The organism is Pseudonocardia aurantiaca, assembly GCF_039526725.1.
GTDB classification, from domain to species: domain Bacteria; phylum Actinomycetota; class Actinomycetes; order Mycobacteriales; family Pseudonocardiaceae; genus Pseudonocardia; species Pseudonocardia aurantiaca.
In genome coordinates this window covers 87,960-105,322 of the sequence record NZ_BAAAJG010000009.1, presented here as the reverse complement: position 1 = coordinate 105,322, position 17,363 = coordinate 87,960, and the positions used below count along the sequence as shown (strand labels likewise).

Sequence of the window (17,363 nt, the reverse complement as noted above, 5' to 3'; positions counted from 1 at the left end):
CACGGCGTCAGGACGCCGTGAAGCCCTTCGCCCGTCCGAGGTCCTGCGGGCCCCAGAGGGTGGTGGACACCTCGCGGCGCACGAGCGGCACGACCTCCTCGGCGAAGCGGGTGAGCACCTCCTGCTGCCGGGCGTAAGGCAGCACGGGATTGATCGAGACCGACTGCACGTCGTGGCGGTAGCTCTTGTGGTATTCGAGGATCTTCGCGGCCACCCGCTCCGGGGTGCCGACGAGCGCGGGGCCATGGGCCACGGCATCCTCGATCGTGGCGAACGAGGTGACCTTGCCCGGGCGGGTGTCACTCGCGTGCAGCGCCTTCATCCTGGCGGCGAAACCCTCGTAGATCGGGCGGTACTGCTCCACCGCTTCTTCGTCGGTGTCGGCAAGGAACAGCCCGCCCGAACCGGACCCGACGTAGCCGACTGCGGGGTCGTGGCCGTTGGCGGCGAGCTGCTCGCGGTAGCGGTCGATGAGCACGAGGTAGTTCTCACGCGGTTGCAGCGCGTTGGCTGTGAAGATCGGGTCGCCCCACTTGGCGGCCAGGTCGACGGCCACGGTGGAGGTGGCCGAGCCGTGCCAGAGGCGGAACGGGCCGTCGAACGGGCGCGGGTAGGTGGTCACGTCGTGCAGGTCGGCGTGGTGGACGCCCTGCCAGGAGACGCCCTCCTCGCGCAGCAGGCGGCGCAGCAGCTCGTAGTTCTCGGTGAGGTAGTCGTACTGGTGGGCGATGTCGAGCCCGAAGAGCGGGAAGTGCTTGTCCTCGTTGCCCTTGCCGATCACGATCTCCAGCCGGCCGCCTGCGAGCTGGTCGACCGTCGCGTAGTCCTCGGCCACCCGCACCGGGTCGAGCAGCGAGAGCACCGTGACGCCGGTGCTGAGCAGGATGCGGTCGGTGGCCTGCGCGAGTGCCCCCAGCAGCACCGTCGGCGCCGACGAGACGAAATCGCCGGCGTGCCGTTCGCCCACGGCATAGGAGTCGAAGCCGAGCCGTTCGGCGAGCACGGCGTTCTCGACGACCCGTTCCAGGCGCTCGTGGACGGAGATGATCTCCCCGGTCACCGGGTGCGGGGCGTGCGGGACGATGTCGAGGACCTGGAACCTCATCGGACTCCTTCGTGGTGCGGACGAGGATCAGCGGACGGCCCGCTGGCCGTCGGGATGTGGGAAAGGCGCGCGAATGGCGGGGTTCGCTCGGACGATGCACCAACTGCATCTGCGACGGCCGCCGCACCAGAGATCACATGAAATGTGCGGTCATTTTCGACAACGTGCGCTGTGGACCTTCATCAAATCGACGAAACGTCGGCGGGCCAACGCTGTACCGGGCACGGAATCGACGCTATGCGTCCCTCCCGGCTCTCACAAGCACCGGGTGGTCGCCGTCACCGGCCGCGCCTTCCTGGCCCAGTCCTGCGGTTCCGCCCTTGCGGGGCACGATGTTGCTTTAGCGCCGCCGCATCGCCATCATGGTCGTATGGCCGTTCTGCGCTCCTGCCTCGAGCGCTTCTGGCCGTCGCGGCGGGGGAGCGCGTTCGACGAGTTCTGTTGCTGAACCGCGCACCGGTTCGTCCGACTCGTCTCGCTCCTACTGCCTGATCCGGAGTTTGCCGTGAACCTCCTTTCCACGCCCGTGCCGGTTGCGCCCGTTCCTGCCGAATCCCGGCCGGTTGCGTCCGAGCCCGTTCCTCACGAGCCCGCCACCGCGGCGGAGCGCGCCACGCGGGCGGAACGGCGCGCAGCTATCGGCTCGCGTTTCCTCGACGCGCTCGAGGGGATCGTCCGCCGCCACCGGTCGCTCGCGCCGGCCGAGCACCCCGACCTGCACGCCGAGCTGATCGCGGCGGAGGTCGCCCACCATCTCGCGCTGGTGCGGGCGGAACTGACCAGGGCGCCGCACCTGCGGGGCCGCGACTGAGCTGCTCGCTCGCGGGGGGCGGCGTCAGCGCGACTGGAGCGCGTCGAGCGTCACGGCCATGGCCGCCGCCACCCGGAAGTCCACGCGCTGGTCGGGCACCATGACCGTGTAGCGCGCCGATCGACTTGCGGCGCTCGCTCGTAGCCCGCTCCCGACAGGTGCCACGTCGAGCGGAGCAGGCGGATCTCGTAGCGGTTGACCATGAGAGTGAACTTCTGCCGGACGAAGAAGAGCGGGAGGGACGAGCGTCGGAGCCCCCATGGGCCGAGAGCCTGGCATCGCCGCCGGCGCACGGGCGATCGGCCCGCCGAGCGGCGCACGAGTACGCGGTGAGCACGATTAGGCGGGCCGCTCCGGGTTAATCGAAAGGGACAACCGCTCGACGGCGCGGGAGCGCTCCGCGCGCTCCCGCGGCGAGCCCGACGAGAACAGATCGAGGAGGGGCCGATGCGAGCGATGGTCTACCGGGGGCCGTACAAGGTGCGGGTGGAGGAGAAGGACATCCCGCCCATCGAGCACCCGAACGACGCGATCGTCCGCGTGTCGCTGGCCGCGATCTGCGGCTCCGACCTGCACCTCTACCACGGGATGATGCCCGACACGCGCGTCGGGATGACGTTCGGCCACGAGTTCATCGGGGTGGTCGACGAGGTGGGCCCGTCGGTGCAGAACCTCCAGCGCGGCGACCGCGTGATGGTGCCGTTCAACGTCTACTGCGGGTCGTGCTGGTACTGCGCCCGAGGCCTGTACTCCAACTGCCACAACGTCAACCCCAACGCCACCGCCGTCGGCGGGATCTACGGCTACTCGCACACCTGCGGCGGCTACGACGGCGGCCAGTCCGAGTACGTGCGGGTGCCGTTCGCCGACGTCGGCCCCGGAAAGATCCCCGACTGGATGGACGACGAGGACGCGGTGCTGTGCACCGACGCGCTGGCCACCGGTTACTTCGGGGCCCAGCTCGGCGACATCGTCGAGGGCGACGTGGTCATCGTGTTCGGGGCCGGGCCGGTGGGGCTCTTCGCCGCCAGGTCCGCGTGGCTGATGGGAGCGGGGCGGGTGATCGTCATCGACCACCTGGAGTACCGGCTGGAGAAGGCGCGCACGTTCGCGCACGCCGAGACCTACAACTTCACCGAGTACGACGACATCGTCGTCCATATGAAGAAGATCACCGAGTACCTCGGCGCCGACGTCGCCATCGACGCGGTGGGCGCCGAGGCCGACGGCAACTTCCTGCAGCACGTCACCTCGGCCAAGCTGAAGCTGCAGGGCGGCTCGCCGGTGGCGCTCAACTGGGCGATCGACTCGGTGCGCAAGGGCGGCACGATCTCCGTGGTGGGCGCGTACGGCCCGCTGTTCAGTGCGGTGAAGTTTGGCGACGCGATGAACAAGGGACTGACGCTGCGGATGAACCAGTGCCCGGTCAAGCGCCAGTGGCCGCGCCTGTTCGAGCACCTCCAGAACGGCTACTTCAAGCCGAGCGACATCGTGACCCACCGCATTCCACTCGAGCACATCGCCGAGGGCTATCACATGTTCTCGGCGAAGCTCGACGGCTGCATCAAGCCGCTCGTCGTCCCGAGCACCGCGTGAGGAAGGGACAGATCCGATGACGTACACAGCTGAGCGCCCACCCATCGCGGAGCCGAGCGACAAGCTGCGCGCCCGTATACCCGGCTGGGGTGCGGACATCGACCCGAAGGACCGACCTTCGGTTCCGATGCTCCGGTTCGCGCCGGCGGAGACCGGGGCGCACTGGGACTTCCCGGAGCGGCAGCCGGAGAAGTGGCCGCGCGAGAGGTCGGTCGAACACAAGTTCCTGACCCCGGTCTTCGGCACCGCCTGCCCGCCCAGGGGCGTTTCCGGGGTGATACGTAAGGTCGCCTACGCGCGCTACAGCGAGGGCCGGGCCGCCCACTGGCTGCTTCTGATGGCGGCCGACCGGGTGGACGCGGTGGAGAACCACCTCCGGTCGTTCCTGACCCTGCACCCGGACAACCCGATCACCGAGACGGGTGTGCTGAGCGAGTTCTCCCGCCACGGCTTCTCCTCGCGCTTCGGCCAGAAGCGCGCGGACCTGACGCACCAGTCGCTCGACCCGATTGTCGTCGCGGGTCCGTGGGTGGCGGCAGGCGGTGCCGTGTACGTCGCGGGGAAGGCGCTGGCGAAGCGCCGCCACACCCGGCTCGCCGGCTGACAGCGTCCGCGGTATCGGTGCGAGAGGTGTCGGTTCGCGTACGCTGCGTGCACGAGCGGGCCGTGGGTCCGGGCTAGGCAGACCCAGGGGCGTGAGAGCGATGGACGATCCGGTGATGGCGGTGGTCCGCGTGAAAGCGCCTGCCGATATCGACCCGCACGTCCTCGAGGCCGAGCTCACCCGGGCGATCCACTGGTACAGCAGCCGCCCGATGACGGCCGAAGTGGCGCTGCTGCCCACCTGGCGCCGCCGTACCAAGGGCGGCATGCGCCGCCACGGATTCGTTGCCGTGCTGTGCGCCCCGACGGCGGGGAATGCCGGCGAGCTGACCAGGGTGGCCCAGGACGCGCTGCGCAAGTCGCTGCGGAAGCGGTTCGGCGCCGCCGCGACGGCCAAGGTCAGGCCGGCGCGGTCGTCCGACGAGATCGACACCTACTGGTGCAGTTTGCGCGGCACACCGCACCGCTTCTGACCGCGCCGCGCGGGCCGAGCATCCCGGCGCGGCAGTCCTCGGGTCGCAGCCAGGGTGAGTAGAGCTGGTGGTGCTTTCGCGGCGGAGCCCGAAGTCCCACAGCACCGGTGCGGCGTCGCGGGTGAGCAGGGCGTAGCGGGTCATCTTGTCCCCGAGCGCCCCGCCGTCGTCAGTGCCGCCACCGCTCAGGTGGCTGCGACCGCCAGGTCCGGCGCAGGGTCCGCGCTGCCGATGGGGGTACGGGTCATGGTCAGTGCGATCGTCGTGCCCATCAGGAGGAACACGCCGGCGACGACGAACGCCGCTGTGAAGCTGCCGCTGACCTGCACGACGTAGCCGGTGACGATCGGGGCGGCGATGCCGAAGGTGTTGCCCCCGACCATCGCGATGCTGTTGGCGCGGCCCGCCAGCCGGGGTGTGCGCAGCAGGTCGGCCAGCAGCGCGAGGTTCATCGACACGGCGCTGGACACGCACGTCAGCGAGATGCTGATCAGCACGAGCAGGACCGCCATCGAACCGACGAACGGCGTGACGAGCACGACGGAGGAGACGAGCAGGAACCCGGCCACCACGAGCCTGCGCCTGCCGGTGGCCCTCGCCTCCGTGTTCAGCATGCGGTCGACGACCACGCCGAGGGCGATCCCGAGCACCATCGCGACGACGTAGGGGATCGCGGTGAACGCTCCGGACTTGAGCACCGACAGCCCCCTGGCCTGCTCCAGGTAGCCCGGCAGCCAGGTGAGGAACATGTACTGTGTGTAGACGGCCGCCGACTGGACCAGCGCGACGCCCCACATACTGCGGTGGCGCAGCAGTTCGAGCACTCCGACGCGGGGGCCGTCAGCGGGCGCGGGCGCCTCCTGGGCGAGGCCGCGCTCGCGGAGGATCTTCTCCCGTTCGGCGGCGCCGAGCCACTTGGCCTCGGCGGGGTCGCGGAACCAGAGGAGCCAGGCCGCGAGCCAGACGAAGCCGATCGCACCGAGGACGATGAACGCCGCGCGCCAGCCGTACGCGGTCACGAGCGCCGCCGTGACGAGGGAGCCCAGCGCGGGCCCGGCGTACGCCCCGGAGTTGTAGGTCGCGACCACGCGCCCGCGCTCGTCGGCGGGCGCCCACTCCTGCACGACCTTGCCGGCCGCAGGGTATGTCGTGGACTCCCCGACGCCCATCAGCAGCCGGGCCCCGACGAGCGTGCCGAACCCCCGGACGAGCCCGGCGAGCACGGTGGCCGCCGACCACACGGCGATGCTGATCGCGTTGGTCCACCGGCTGCCGATGCGGTCGGTGAGGATCCCGGCCGGGATCAGGCACAGCAGGTAGGTCCACAGGAACGTGGACAGCAGCACGCCCATCTGGCCCGGGGTCAGCCCGAACTCCTGGGAGATCGGGGTCGCCGCGACCGACAGTGCGGACCGGTCCATGTAGTTGATGGCGACGAGCAGAAACAGCAGGCCGTAGACCGACCACCTGCGCCGGGGCGTCTTCATCGGCAGAACCTCTTCGTTCGCGGGAGTTGGGGTCAGTCGCAGAGATCGACGGTGGTCGTGGGTTCGGTCCTGCCGGGCAGCCACGCGCGCACGCCGGCCCGCAGTTCGGAGTGCGCGACGACCACGCCGTCGCGCATGCCGAGGAGCCGGTCGTGGCCGGGGACCAGCACGAGTGCCGGGTCCGCGCGCAGCATGTCGCGGACCTTCTCGATGCTCCGGCGGCTCTCGGCCGCGTCGAGCGTCATGTCCGGGTCGCCGGTCGTCAGCTCGTACTCGTTCTTGACGGCGTCGCCCGCGAACAGCACGGGACCTCCCGATGTGGCGACGTGGTAGGCGAAGTGGCCCGGCGTGTGCCCGGGGGTGGCGACGGCGTGGACCTGCGGGAGCGGCTCACCGCCGTCCTCCACCCTGAGTACGTGCTCGGCCTTCGCCAGCTCCTGGACGTGGAACTCGGGGAGCTCCCAGGTGCCGATCGGTTGCGCCACGGCCCAGTCCAGGTCCGGGCGCGGCACGACCACCCGGGCGTTCGGGAACAGCGCGAAGTTGCAGATGTGGTCCCAGTGGCAGTGGGTGAGGATCACACCCGTGACGTCGGACCTGCGGACGCCGTGCTCCGCCAGCTGTTCGATGAGCGGCGTGCGGTACCCGTAGCCGCCGGTGTCGACGAGCACGGTCTCCCCGTGTCCCTGCAGCAGGGCGACCGTGCTCCATCCCAGGCCGCCGTGGCAGGTGCTCCTGCCGGGAAACCCCTGGAACAGGATGGTCAGCTCGTACATCGCGGGCCTCCTCGCTGAGTGGTGGTGCGCTGACGCCCCGGCACGGAGGCGGCCACGCCGTGCTCGGCCAGCGTCTTCAGCACGGCGGGGGCGCCCCCGGTGGGAAGGACCTCCAGCACCTCGTAGGTGACGAGGCCTGCGGTGCTGAACGGGTCGGTGGCGGCGATCCGCTCGAGATCCCCGCGGTCGCCGTCGGCGGCCAGGATGAACCCGCCGTCGCGCGGCACGCGCCTGCCGACGAGGAGGAAGCGCCCGGCCGAGCAGTGCCCGTCGAGCCAGTCGCGGTGGTCATCGAGCAGCGCGTCGACCTCGTCGAGCGAGGCGCGGTAGGTGGGGAGCAGGACGAACACGGAAAGCCTCTCGATCAGGTGTGGGTCGGTGGACCCCGGCGTCACCAGCGCGGTAGGACGACCGGTCCGCCCGGTGCGTCCCAGGACAGGAAACCGGTGTCCAACCAGCTCTCGTGCAGCCTCGTGAGCTGCACCGGGTCGACTGCGACGCCGAGACCGGGGCCGGTCGGGACCCGCATCCTCCCGTCGACGATCGGAAGGGGATCTCCGACGTCGGCGCGCAGGTAGAGGTAGTGGCTGTCGGAGGCGTAGGGCAGGTTCGGCAGGCAGGCGGCCATCTGCAGCTGGGCGGCCTGGGAGATCGCAGTCTCCATGCTGCTGTGCACGCCGGCGTCCCGGCCCAGTAGCTCCGCCATCCGGCCCGCCGTCAGCGCCGCCCGGAACCCGCCGTACCAGTTGAGGTCGATCAGCGGCACGTCGATCGCGCCGAAGGCCTCGTCCAGCGCCATCGTCTCCAGCGACGCCACCGCCTGGTTGCTGGCGAGCGTCACCCCGGGCACCAGCTCCCGGATCCGGGTGATCTTGGCCAGCGTGGTGGCGGGGTCCTCGGCGTACTCGATGCCGATCTCCCGGGCCGCCGAGAGCACCCGGACGCTCGTGCTCACTCCCCAGGCACCGTTCGGGTCGATCCGCAGGCGATGGCCGGGGAACTCCTCGCGCAGGCGGCCGAGCGTCCGGATCTCGATCTCCGGGTCCATGACGCCGCACTTGTACTTGAGCGTGCGGAAGCCGTACCGGTCCACGACCCCGTGGGCGGCGGCGAGGAGCCGGTCCTGCGCCTCCTCCGCCGGGACGCCGCCGACGTAGTAGAGGTAGCCCGCGATCTCGACGTCCTCGCGGACGGCGCCACCGAGCAGGTCGGTGATCGGGCGCCCGGTGGCCTTGCCGACGAGGTCGAGACAGGCCATCTCGACAGCGGAGTAGGCCTGCACCGCCACGGTGCCGGAGAACAGCTCCACCAGTCCCTGCGGCGCGATCCGCCACCGCAGGGCCTCCAACTGGTACGGGTCGGTCCCCACCAGGCTCGGGGCGAGGTCGGACAGCAGGGTGTGGCGCAGGCGGTCGCCCCGGCACTCGCCGTACCCGACGAGGCCGTCGGCGGTGGACAGCTCCACGACGATCCGCTGGAACGCCCCGACCTGGCCCTGGGTGTAGCGCAGCGGGCCGTCGATCGGCAGGGTCAGCGGCAGCACCCGGACGCGGTCGATCCGCAGGCCGCCGCTCACGCGAACACCGCGTCGCCCGCTCCCGCGGTCGAGGGGGTGGCGCCGCGCTCCCGGACGAAGACGGTGAGCACGGCGGCGATCGCGAGGCTCGCCACGAGCACGTAGATGCCCGCCGTGAACGAGCCGGTGGCGCTCTGGACGTAGCCCATCAGGTACGGGCCGATGAAGCTCCCGATGTTGCCGATCAGCGAGATCATCCCGATCGCCGCACCGGCGAGGTGCGCCGGGAGCACCTCCATGGGAATGGACCAGAACGGCGCGTGCATGGCGAAGAGGAAGAACCCGGAGATGACGATGAAGGTCATCGAGGCGATCGCGTTCGCACTGAGCAGGGTGGCGATCAGCAGGAACAGCGCGAAGAACGCGAGGTCGAGGCCGACGAAGACCTTGCGCCGTCGCGTCCGGTCGGCGAACCGGCCGACGACGAGCAGCCCGATCAGGGCGGCGACATAGGGGAGGGCGGAAAGGAACCCGGTGCCCGTGACGCCGGCCGAGGAGACCTGTTTGATGATCGCCGGCACCCAGGTGAAGAACCCGACGGCGCCCAGCAGCCAGAACAGATACACGGCCGAGAGCAGCAGGACCTGCGGGTGCAGGATCGCCTGTCGGTAGCCGGTGACCTTCACCCGCTCCCCGGCACCGGCCTGCCCGGAGAGGATGTGCTCCCGCTCGGCGGGCGGGAGCCACGGCGCGGTCTGCGGCTTCGCCGCGCTCACCGCGAGTACGACGAGGGCGAAGAGCACCGCGGGGACGCCCTCGACGATGAAGAGCCACCGCCAGTCGGCGGCCTCCAGGATCAGGCCGGATATCGGGCCCATGATCACGAACGAGGCCGGAAGGGAGATCAGCCAGATGGAGTTGGCGGTGGCGCGCTCGCGGTCGGTGAACCAGCGCGCGAGCATCACCAGGATCGCCGGCCACACCGCACCCTCGGCCAATCCGAGCAGGAAACGCAGCACCAGCAGTTCCGTCAGGTTCTGGACGAGCCCGGTGGCCGCGGCGAGCACCCCCCATGCGAGCGCGAGGGACACGACCAGGCGCTTCACGTCGAAGCGCTCGGCGAGGATGCCGCCGGGGATCTGCAGCACCAGGTAGCCGAGATAGAACAGGCCGCCTGCGAGCCCGGCCTCGGCGTTGCCGATGCCCAGGTCCTCGTTCATGCCGCCGATCACCGCGAAACCGATGTTGTTGCGGTCGATGAAGTTGACCATGTAGAGGAAGAGCAGGGGTACCAGGATGCGGGTCCACCGCTTGCTCGTGATGTGCGCGGCCGCACCGGCGAGCGACGAGGTTTCGTGGGGCACAGGGGTCACCTCTGCGTCGAGGAAGGGGAGGTCAGGGAGCGGGATGACGGGGCGACGACGGATTCGCGGCGGAGCAGCGTGCCGGGGACGACGTGCGGCTCGGCGGCGACCGGCTTTCCGTCGACCATGTCGAGGACGAGCTGCGCGGCGAGCCGCCCCATCGCCTCGACCGGTTGCCGTACGACGGTGATCGGCGGCGGGTAGAACGCCATCCAGGGCGCGTCGGTGAAGCCGACGAGCGACACGTCCTGCGGACACCTCAGGCCCTCGTCCCGCAGTCCGGCGAGGATCCCCTCCGTCACGGGTGCGTTGAACCCGAGCGCGGCGGTGATCCCGGCGTGCGTGTGCAGGACGTGCCGGATCGCGGTTCGTGCGCCGGGGCCGGTCTGGTCGGTGTAGCAGACGAGCGGTTCCGCCCCGGCCGCGAGCACGGCCTCCCGGTACCCCGCCTCCCGACGAACGGTGGTGGAGGCGTCCTGCGGGCCGAGCACCGCGGCGATCCGGCGGTGGCCGGCGTCGAGGAGCGTGCGGGTGGCCTCGCCCATCGCCTCGGGCTCGTTGGTGACGACCGAGGGGACCGAAAGGCCGCGCAGGGTGCGGCTCACCAGCACCGCGGCGCCGAACCCGGCGAGGTCGTCGGTGGTGAGCGAGCTGTGCACGGCGGGGGCGAGGAGCAGGCCGCTGGGCCGGTACGAGCGCAGCAGCTCGAGCTGCTGGCGCTCGGTGTCGCGGTCGTCGTCGGAGTTCAGCAGCATCAGGGTGAGACCGCGCTCGCGGAACACGGCCTCGACGGCCTTGTGGAGGCTGGCGTAGAACGGGTTGGTGATGTCGGTGATCAGGAGCCCGACCATCGGGGTCCGGGCGGCGCGGAGGCTGCGGCCGACCGCGTTGGGGTGGTAGCCCACGGCCGTGACGGCGGCCAGGACCTTCGTGCGGGTCTCCTCGCTGACATAGCCGGTGCCGCGCAGGACACGCGACACCGTCTGGGCGCTGACGCCCGCGTGCGCCGCCACCGTCTTCACGGTGGCGCTCGGCTCACCGCCACCGGTTAACGTTGCCACAAGTTAACGTTGACATACGGACGCGTCCGGTGGCAAGACTGCCTTCCGAGCTGATGCCGGGACCGGCCCATGACGCGGGCGATCACGAGATCGACCCGCCCACGCACTCGGGGCGAGGAAGAGGATTGCGTCCGCCTGCTCGATCGGGTGCCGGGGCTCGCTCGACGCATTGTCGGCGCGCCACCCGCCGGACGCTGACAATGCATTCGGTGCGCCTACCGCCTGCTTCGCACCGCCGGCAGATTCTTCTCCTGGTTCCGGGAAGAACGGTCGCGCGTCAGCGCAGCCAGTCCGGCCATAGGGTATTCGGAAGAATCGGCGAAGGCGACATTTATTGGTCGGTACTAGTCCGCTCGGGATTGGATGTACCTGCGTCGACCAGCGCAGCGGACCGGTCGAGGATTCGGGTCGCGGCGCGCAGGAAATAGCGCATTTCGGCGTTGTGGAGGTCCAGCTGCGTGATCTCGCCGACGCGCTGAATGCGATACCGGACGGTGCTACGGTGGATACCGAGCGCTCTCGCCGTGCCCTCGTGGTCACAGTCGCACTCGAGGAAGGTCGAGAGCGTCGTGACGAGTTGGGAGCGGCCGAATGCGTCGTGCTCGATCAGCAGCCCGAGCCACTCCTGGACGAACCGCGCCCCCTCCGGATCCGTCTGCGCGAGCGCTGTGATGCGCGGGCTGCCCTCGTCGTGTTCGGGCTCGGTGCGGGCCTGTCGCGGCGGCTGATCGGTCATGGCCAGTGCGGCGAGGACGCTGTCGGCGACCGGCACCGTCGCGCGCACGTGCCGCGACGACAGGTGCGTGACCATGCGAGGGCTGGCGCCGGTCAGCGCGAGCCTGGCGGCCGGCCACCCGCCTGCCTGCTCCACGGCAGCGCCGAAGACGGAGACGCATCCGGGGTGGCGCAGCTCGAGGCGGGACACGTCGGCCACCACACAGCCGGCTTGGTGGAGGACATCGGTGAGCCTGGTGCGCAGCGCCGCCATGGTCTGGATCGACAGCACACCGATGAGCAGCACCAGGGCGTACCCGATGCCGAGCTGTACCACAACCTCGATCGCGTCGTTCATCCTCGTGCCCTCGCCGGCGAGTTCCGCACCACCGTCCTCGTGTGCCGTCGGATTGGCAAGCCAGGTGCCACGGATGGCGGGTTCGCTGCGGGGCCGGACCTGCGACGCTCGATGCGTCAGCGGCGGACGGTGTGGATCGGGCGATGGGTGTGACGGACGAGGAGCCTCCCAACGGCGGTGGGCCTCCGGGCTCGGCCGAGGTGCCGGTCCTGACGGCCGTCCAGGACTTCGACGGTTACACGCTGTCGATCAACGATGTGCACTGGGACGTGTTGGGGTGGTCGGTCGACGAGCTGTCGGCCGTGCCGTTCTGGGAGCTCGTGCACCCGGATGACCAGGACGGGCTGATGGAGGACCGGCAGCTGATGCTGCTGGAGGAGTCTGGCCGGCCCATCGCCGTGCGGGCCCGCATGTTGCGCTCGGACGGCACCCACTGCCTGATCCGATGGCACATGATGGCCGATGTCGGGCAGGAGCGGATCTACCTGTCCGGTGTGGACGTGAGCGACCAGGAACTGTTCGTTCCCGGCAAGCGGTCCCTCGTCGGCTCGTGGGACTGGGACGTCGACCGCGACTCGGAGAGCTGGTCCGAGGGGATGTTCGAGATCTACGGACTGCCGCTGGGGTGGGAACACACCCTGGAGGTCGCGCTGCAGCGCATGCACCCCGACGACCGGGCGGTGGTGGCTGACGCGGTCAGCCGGGCGCTGGCGACGGGCGAGCCCTACAGCGTCTTTCACCGGATCCTTCGCCCCGACGGGGCCGTGCGGTGGCTGCACTCGGCTGGGCGGGTCTTCATCGGGGAGGACGGCTCGCCGCAACGGCTGCGCGGGCTGACGTGGGACGTCACGGACCGCTGGCGTAGCCCCGGCATCGGCTGAGGGCATGCGCGGCCGGGAGCGCCGGGGCCGCGCCGATCGTCCATAGGAGCCAGTGACAGTGCGGGCGCTCAGACGATCCGGTCGGCGTCGGCGAGCCGCACGGCCGACTCGGACACGAACCCGAACTGCACGAGCTGACGCCCGGCCACCGCGTCGACCAGCCAGTCCGCGACGACCCGCGACCGTCCCGCTGGCAGCGCGGCCAGGTGGTAGCCGCGGGTGATGAGCTTCGCGACGACACCCGTGATCGGCACGTCGAACGGGTCGGCGACGGCCTGCCAGCCGCCAAGATCCACCACGAACCCCCGGTCCTTGTGCGTGTAGCGGCCGGGCTGCCCGTGCCCCAGCGACGCGGCGACGTTGATCCCGGCCTGCTGCCCCTGCCGCTGGGCGTGCTGGGCGGTCATCGCGGTGATCTCTCCCGGCCGCCCCGGATCGGGCACGGCGGCCACGTCACCTGCGGCGTAGAGGCCGTCGTGGCCGGGCACCGCGAGGTGCTCGTCGACGACCACGCGGCCCTCCCGGGTCGGCAGGCCCACGGCCTCCACCAGCGGGTCGGGCCGCACCCCCACACACCAGACGACCGTTCTGGTCGGGATCTGCGTGCCGTCGCTGAGGCGGGCGCAGGTGTCGGTCACCTCGGTGACCGTCGTCCGCATCCGCACGTCCACACCCCGGCGTCGCAGGACCCGCATCGCGGGCCCGGACAGGCGCGGGTTGAGCCCCGGCAGGACGCGGGGGGCGAGATCGAGCAGCACCCACCGCACCTCACGGGGGGACAGTCCCGGGAACTGGCGCATGGCGTCCTTGGTGAGCAGCACGCCCTGACCGACCACCTCGGTGCCGGTGTATCCGGCGCCCACCACCACGAACGTGCACCGCGCCGCCCGTTCGGCGGGGTCGTCGGTCACCTCGGCGAGCTCCAGCTGCCGCAGCACATGGTCGCGGAGGTAGATGGCCTCGGCGATCGACTTGAAGCCCTTCGCGTGGTCGGCGACACCGGGAACGGACAGCAGCCGGGTCACCGAGCCGCACGCGAGCACCAGCCGATCCCACGCCAGCGTCCGCGGCCGCCGCTCGACGTCGACCACGGTGCAGGTCCGCGCAGCGACGTCGACCGCCCCGATGTTGCCGAGCACGACCCTGGTGCGCGGCAGCCGGGTCCGCAATGGCACGGCGACCCGGCGCGGCTCCAGCGTCGCCGCCGACACCTCGGGCAGCAGAGGCACGTACAGCATGTAGTCCGCCGGGTTCACCGCCACGAGATCGGCGGCGTCCGGCGGCAGCAGGCGCTCCAGCGTCCGCAGGCAGTGGTAGCCCGCGAAACCGGCACCGGCGACCACGATCTGCGGGCGCCGCCCGGCAACCACGCCTTCACTCACGGCCGAATTCTCGGATCGGCGGCGTCCACCGGCACCGGCCCGGCGGAACAACCCTCGCCTGCTCGTTCGCCCCCGCAGCGCAACAGGGGCGGCCCCGTGGCGGTCCAGACGTCAGCCGGACCGTCGCTCGCGGGTTGCCGCCCGACGTGGTGCGGGCTCTGCCCGTGTTCGACGGCAGCCCCGACGGAGCAGGCGCGCCTCCGCAGGGCTGAGCGAGGTCGGGCGTCGGGAAGGCGCCTCAGGCCATGTCGAACTGCTCCGTGTGCACTCGCTGCCGGGGGATGCCGATCTCGTCCAGGGCACCCGCCACGCCCGTGACGAACGAGCCGGAGCCGCAGAGGAAGTAGTCCAGTTGGTTACGGCGGAACGGGCCCGGCAGGACGGTGGACAGCATCCTCGCGTCGATCCGGCCGGTGGTACCGGTCCAGCCGGGGTGCGGCTGGGTGAGGGTCGGCACGACGGTCAGGTGGAGCCGCTCCTGTAGGTCCTCGAGCTCGTTGATGAACAGGATGTCGTCGGGGGAGCTGCCGCTCACCAGCAGCCGGTGCGGGCGGCGGTCGCCGCGGTCGGCGAGCGTGCGGAGCATGCTCATCATGGGCGTGATGCCCACGCCGCCGGCGAGCAGGACGAGCCCCGTGGCGCGGGTGTGGTCGACGCTGAACGAGCCGTGCGGTCCGTCCAGGTAGACGCGTGCCGCCGGGCTCAGCCGGCCCAGATTCCGGGTGTAGCCGCCGAGGTGGCGCACGGTGAACTCCACGGTGCCGTCGGCGCGGGTGCCCGAGGCGATCGTGAACGGGTGGTCGGTGAAGAGACCCCAGCGACGCAGGCGCAGCCAGGCGAACTGGCCGGGAGCGAATGCGAGCGGCCGGCGGCGGGCGAACAGGCGGCCACGGGTCGGCGTGAGCACGAGCGTGCTGACGTCGTCGGACTCCCGGCGAATCTCCAGCACGCGGAAGCCGGATCGCCCGGCCAGCAGCGGCCGCAGGACCCAGCGCAGCAAGAGCACCACCACGAGCGACGCGGTGATCGCCGTGAACCAGATGCGCATCCCCGCTGCGTGAATGAGGTTGTTCTCCAGGACCACGTGCACGGCGCCGCCGGCGACACCCACCGCGGCGAGGGCCACGTGCAGGATCCGCCAGGCGCCGTAAGGCAGTCGCAAGCGGCGGCGCAGCAGGGCGGTCACGGCGAGGAGGACCAGCGCGATCGTCGCGATCGTGGCGGCGCGCATGCCCGGCGAGGCGTGCAGCAGGTCGAGAAGCTTGATGCGGCTCGGCTTCGGGATGATCACTGCGGCGACGTGGGCGAGCACGAGCCCGACCACGACGAGGCCGAGCCAGCGGTGCACCGCAATGAGCCGCTCGATCCCGAGTCCGCTCGTGAGCGACCGCAGCCGCGAGCCCACGACGACCGTGCCGATGATCGCCGAGACCCCCACGAGCCCCAGCACCACCGCCAGGTCCAGTTCGCTCTGCCCCCCGGTGCCGACCAGGAGCGCCACAGGCACCAGGGGCAGCGCCACGCATGCCGCCACCCACGCGGCGCGAGCCATCCATCTCGTCACGGCGCCGGACGGTAACGATGTGCAGTCGCTGGCACGAGGAACCTGAGAACCCCGGATGCGAACCGTGTGTCGCGCGGTGCGCGTGCGGCGGCGAGCGGCGAGGGATGAGGCCGAATGGCCGTACTGACTAGTCCGAATGGCCGAGCCAGGCTCTCAGGTCAGGCCCCGGCGACCGCTCGGCGGCCCCGTCCGCGCAGTCGACGAGCGATGGCCGGAACTAGGAGCGCCCTGAACAACTCGGCCCTACTGCGCGACGCCCAGGCGGGCACCTCGCGGCGTTGGACGATCGGGCCGATACAACAGCGGTATCGGCCCGATCGTCCGCCTTGCGATGCACCCACCTGGACGCCGCTCGCTACGGGCGGAGTTGTTCAGGACCCTCCCAGGCGAGCCGCCCGGACCCGTCCCTCGGCTAGCGTGGTGCCCCGCCTCGCCGGCGAGCCTGACGTGTGAACCGGGAGTCCAACGATGGATGTGCCTGCGTTTGTCTGGTTGTTGACGATCCTCGGGATCGTCGGCCTGCTCGCCTTCGACTTCTTCTTCCACGTGCGCACGGCGCACATTCCCACGCTGCGCGAGGCCGCGGTCTGGTCGGCGGTCTACGTAGGAATCGCGCTGCTGTTCGGCGTCGGCGTCTTGGTCTTCGGCGGGGCCACGATGGGGGCGGAGTACTTCGCAGGCTACGTGACGGAGAAGGCGCTCTCGGTCGACAACCTGTTCGTCTTCCTCGTCATCATGGGAAGCTTCAAGGTGCCCCGGGCAGACCAGCAGAAGGTGCTGCTGTTCGGCATCGTGTTCTCCCTGATCGCCCGAACCGGGTTCATCTTCGTCGGCGCCGCCTTGATCAACTCCTTCGCCTGGACGTTCTACCTGTTCGGCCTGATCCTGCTCCTCACTGCGGGCAATCTGATCAAACCCAATGACTCCGAGAGCCGGACCCCGGACAACCTCGTGATCCGCCTCGCCCGCAGGCTGCGCAACACCACCGAGCATTACGACGGCGACAAGCTGTTCACGATCGAGGACGGCCGACGGGTCCTGACCCCGATGTTGCCCGTCATGGTGGCCATCGGCGGCACCGACATCCTGTTCGCGCTGGACTCCATCCCTGCCATCTTCGGGCTGACCCAGAACGTCTACATTGTTTTCACCGCCACCGCCTTCTCCCTGCTCGGCCTGCGTCAGCTCTACTTCCTCATCGACGGCCTGCTGGACCGCCTCGTCTATCTGAACTACGGGCTGGCCGTCATCCTCGGCTTCATCGGGGTGAAGCTGATCCTGCACGCGCTGCACGAGAACAACGTCCCGTTCATCAACGAGGGCCGGCCGGTGAACGTGGTCGAGATCAGCACCGGGCTGTCCCTGATCGTCATCCTCGGTGTCCTGGTCGTCACCGTGCTCGCATCGGTGCTCAGCCCCAAGGGCCGGGCGCAGAACGCGGTGTCCACCGCCCGGCGCCACGCCACCGAGTACCTCGACGTCGAGAAGGACCCGCGGTGGCGCGAGAGCATCTTCACCAAGCTGCTCGCGGAGGAGGCGGAGATCCGCAAGCTGCCGGAGAAGTACCGCGCGAGGATCCGCGAGGAGGACAAGCTGATGTCCCTGCTCCGGAAGGCCCACGCCGAACACGACGCCGCCGTCGCCCGCTGACCGATCCGGTTCGCCTGAGCGT

17 protein-coding genes are annotated in these 17,363 nt (G+C 70.4%); 6 read left to right on the top strand and 11 right to left on the bottom strand.

All coding sequences use genetic code 11. The annotated features are described in order from the left end of the window. Positions 1-7 precede the first annotated feature (7 nt). Positions 8-1,105, bottom strand: coding sequence for an LLM class flavin-dependent oxidoreductase (locus tag ABD143_RS15295; RefSeq protein ID WP_343977730.1), 1,098 nt, complete (start codon positions 1,103-1,105; stop codon positions 8-10). Between the two features lie 505 nt (positions 1,106-1,610). Between ABD143_RS15295 and ABD143_RS15290 the strand changes: the two genes are divergently transcribed. Continuing rightward, positions 1,611-1,916, top strand: a complete 306-nt coding sequence (locus tag ABD143_RS15290; protein WP_343977727.1) for a hypothetical protein — start codon at positions 1,611-1,613, stop codon at positions 1,914-1,916. A gap of 24 nt (positions 1,917-1,940) precedes the next feature. Here the strand turns inward: ABD143_RS15290 and ABD143_RS15285 are convergent, their stop codons facing one another. After that, positions 1,941-2,081, bottom strand: a complete 141-nt coding sequence (locus ABD143_RS15285) for a hypothetical protein (RefSeq protein ID WP_343977724.1) — start codon at positions 2,079-2,081, stop codon at positions 1,941-1,943. A 282-nt stretch (positions 2,082-2,363) separates the two neighbouring features. Between ABD143_RS15285 and ABD143_RS15280 the strand changes: the two genes are divergently transcribed. The 3 genes from ABD143_RS15280 to ABD143_RS15270 all read left to right on the top strand — a co-directional run bounded on the left by ABD143_RS15280 (position 2,364) and on the right by ABD143_RS15270 (position 4,588). Then, positions 2,364-3,512: a zinc-dependent alcohol dehydrogenase gene (locus ABD143_RS15280; protein ID WP_343977721.1), complete on the top strand. Its 1,149-nt coding sequence runs from the start codon at positions 2,364-2,366 to the stop codon at positions 3,510-3,512. A 16-nt stretch (positions 3,513-3,528) separates the two neighbouring features. Further along, positions 3,529-4,116, top strand: a complete 588-nt coding sequence (locus tag ABD143_RS15275) for a hypothetical protein (protein ID WP_343977718.1) — start codon at positions 3,529-3,531, stop codon at positions 4,114-4,116. A gap of 100 nt (positions 4,117-4,216) precedes the next feature. Then, positions 4,217-4,588, top strand: coding sequence for a hypothetical protein (locus tag ABD143_RS15270; protein ID WP_343977714.1), 372 nt, complete (start codon positions 4,217-4,219; stop codon positions 4,586-4,588). Between the two features lie 185 nt (positions 4,589-4,773). Here the strand turns inward: ABD143_RS15270 and ABD143_RS15265 are convergent, their stop codons facing one another. From ABD143_RS15265 to ABD143_RS15235, 7 genes are all read right to left on the bottom strand, one after another. Then, the gene (locus tag ABD143_RS15265) at positions 4,774-6,075 is read right to left on the bottom strand and encodes an MFS transporter (RefSeq protein ID WP_343977711.1); all 1,302 of its coding nucleotides are present in this window, start codon (positions 6,073-6,075) and stop codon (positions 4,774-4,776) included. A 32-nt stretch (positions 6,076-6,107) separates the two neighbouring features. Next, entirely contained in the window at positions 6,108-6,851 is a 744-nt protein-coding gene (locus ABD143_RS15260) for an MBL fold metallo-hydrolase (protein ID WP_343977708.1), read from the bottom strand. Then, a complete protein-coding gene (locus ABD143_RS15255) occupies positions 6,839-7,246 on the bottom strand; it encodes a YciI family protein (RefSeq protein WP_343977705.1) in 408 nt (135 codons plus the stop codon). The genes ABD143_RS15260 and ABD143_RS15255 overlap by 13 nt, the downstream gene beginning before the upstream one ends. After that, entirely contained in the window at positions 7,243-8,427 is a 1,185-nt protein-coding gene (locus ABD143_RS15250) for an enolase C-terminal domain-like protein (protein ID WP_343977702.1), read from the bottom strand. Before ABD143_RS15250 ends, ABD143_RS15255 begins: the two co-directional genes overlap by 4 nt. After that, positions 8,424-9,731, bottom strand: coding sequence for an MFS transporter (locus ABD143_RS15245; RefSeq protein ID WP_343977699.1), 1,308 nt, complete (start codon positions 9,729-9,731; stop codon positions 8,424-8,426). The genes ABD143_RS15250 and ABD143_RS15245 overlap by 4 nt, the downstream gene beginning before the upstream one ends. A gap of 5 nt (positions 9,732-9,736) precedes the next feature. Beyond that, on the bottom strand, positions 9,737-10,792 hold the full coding sequence (locus tag ABD143_RS15240; protein WP_343977696.1) for a LacI family DNA-binding transcriptional regulator: 1,056 nt from the start codon (positions 10,790-10,792) through the stop codon (positions 9,737-9,739). Positions 10,793-11,123: 331 nt separating this feature from the next. Beyond that, positions 11,124-11,864, bottom strand: a complete 741-nt coding sequence (locus tag ABD143_RS15235; RefSeq protein ID WP_343977693.1) for a PucR family transcriptional regulator — start codon at positions 11,862-11,864, stop codon at positions 11,124-11,126. Positions 11,865-12,007: 143 nt separating this feature from the next. On the opposite strand from ABD143_RS15235, the gene ABD143_RS15230 reads away from it, so the two are divergent. Beyond that, on the top strand, positions 12,008-12,745 hold the full coding sequence (locus tag ABD143_RS15230; protein WP_343977690.1) for a PAS domain-containing protein: 738 nt from the start codon (positions 12,008-12,010) through the stop codon (positions 12,743-12,745). Positions 12,746-12,813: 68 nt separating this feature from the next. Here the strand turns inward: ABD143_RS15230 and ABD143_RS15225 are convergent, their stop codons facing one another. Beyond that, complete coding sequence (locus ABD143_RS15225; RefSeq protein WP_343977687.1) at positions 12,814-14,127, bottom strand: NAD(P)/FAD-dependent oxidoreductase; 1,314 nt, start codon at positions 14,125-14,127, stop codon at positions 12,814-12,816. A 238-nt stretch (positions 14,128-14,365) separates the two neighbouring features. Further along, complete coding sequence (locus tag ABD143_RS15220; RefSeq protein ID WP_343977684.1) at positions 14,366-15,691, bottom strand: ferric reductase-like transmembrane domain-containing protein; 1,326 nt, start codon at positions 15,689-15,691, stop codon at positions 14,366-14,368. Positions 15,692-16,159: 468 nt separating this feature from the next. Between ABD143_RS15220 and ABD143_RS15215 the strand changes: the two genes are divergently transcribed. Next, positions 16,160-17,341 (top strand): TerC family protein, encoded by a 1,182-nt coding sequence (locus ABD143_RS15215; protein ID WP_343977681.1) that lies wholly within the window; start codon positions 16,160-16,162, stop codon positions 17,339-17,341. Positions 17,342-17,363: the final 22 nt, after the last annotated feature.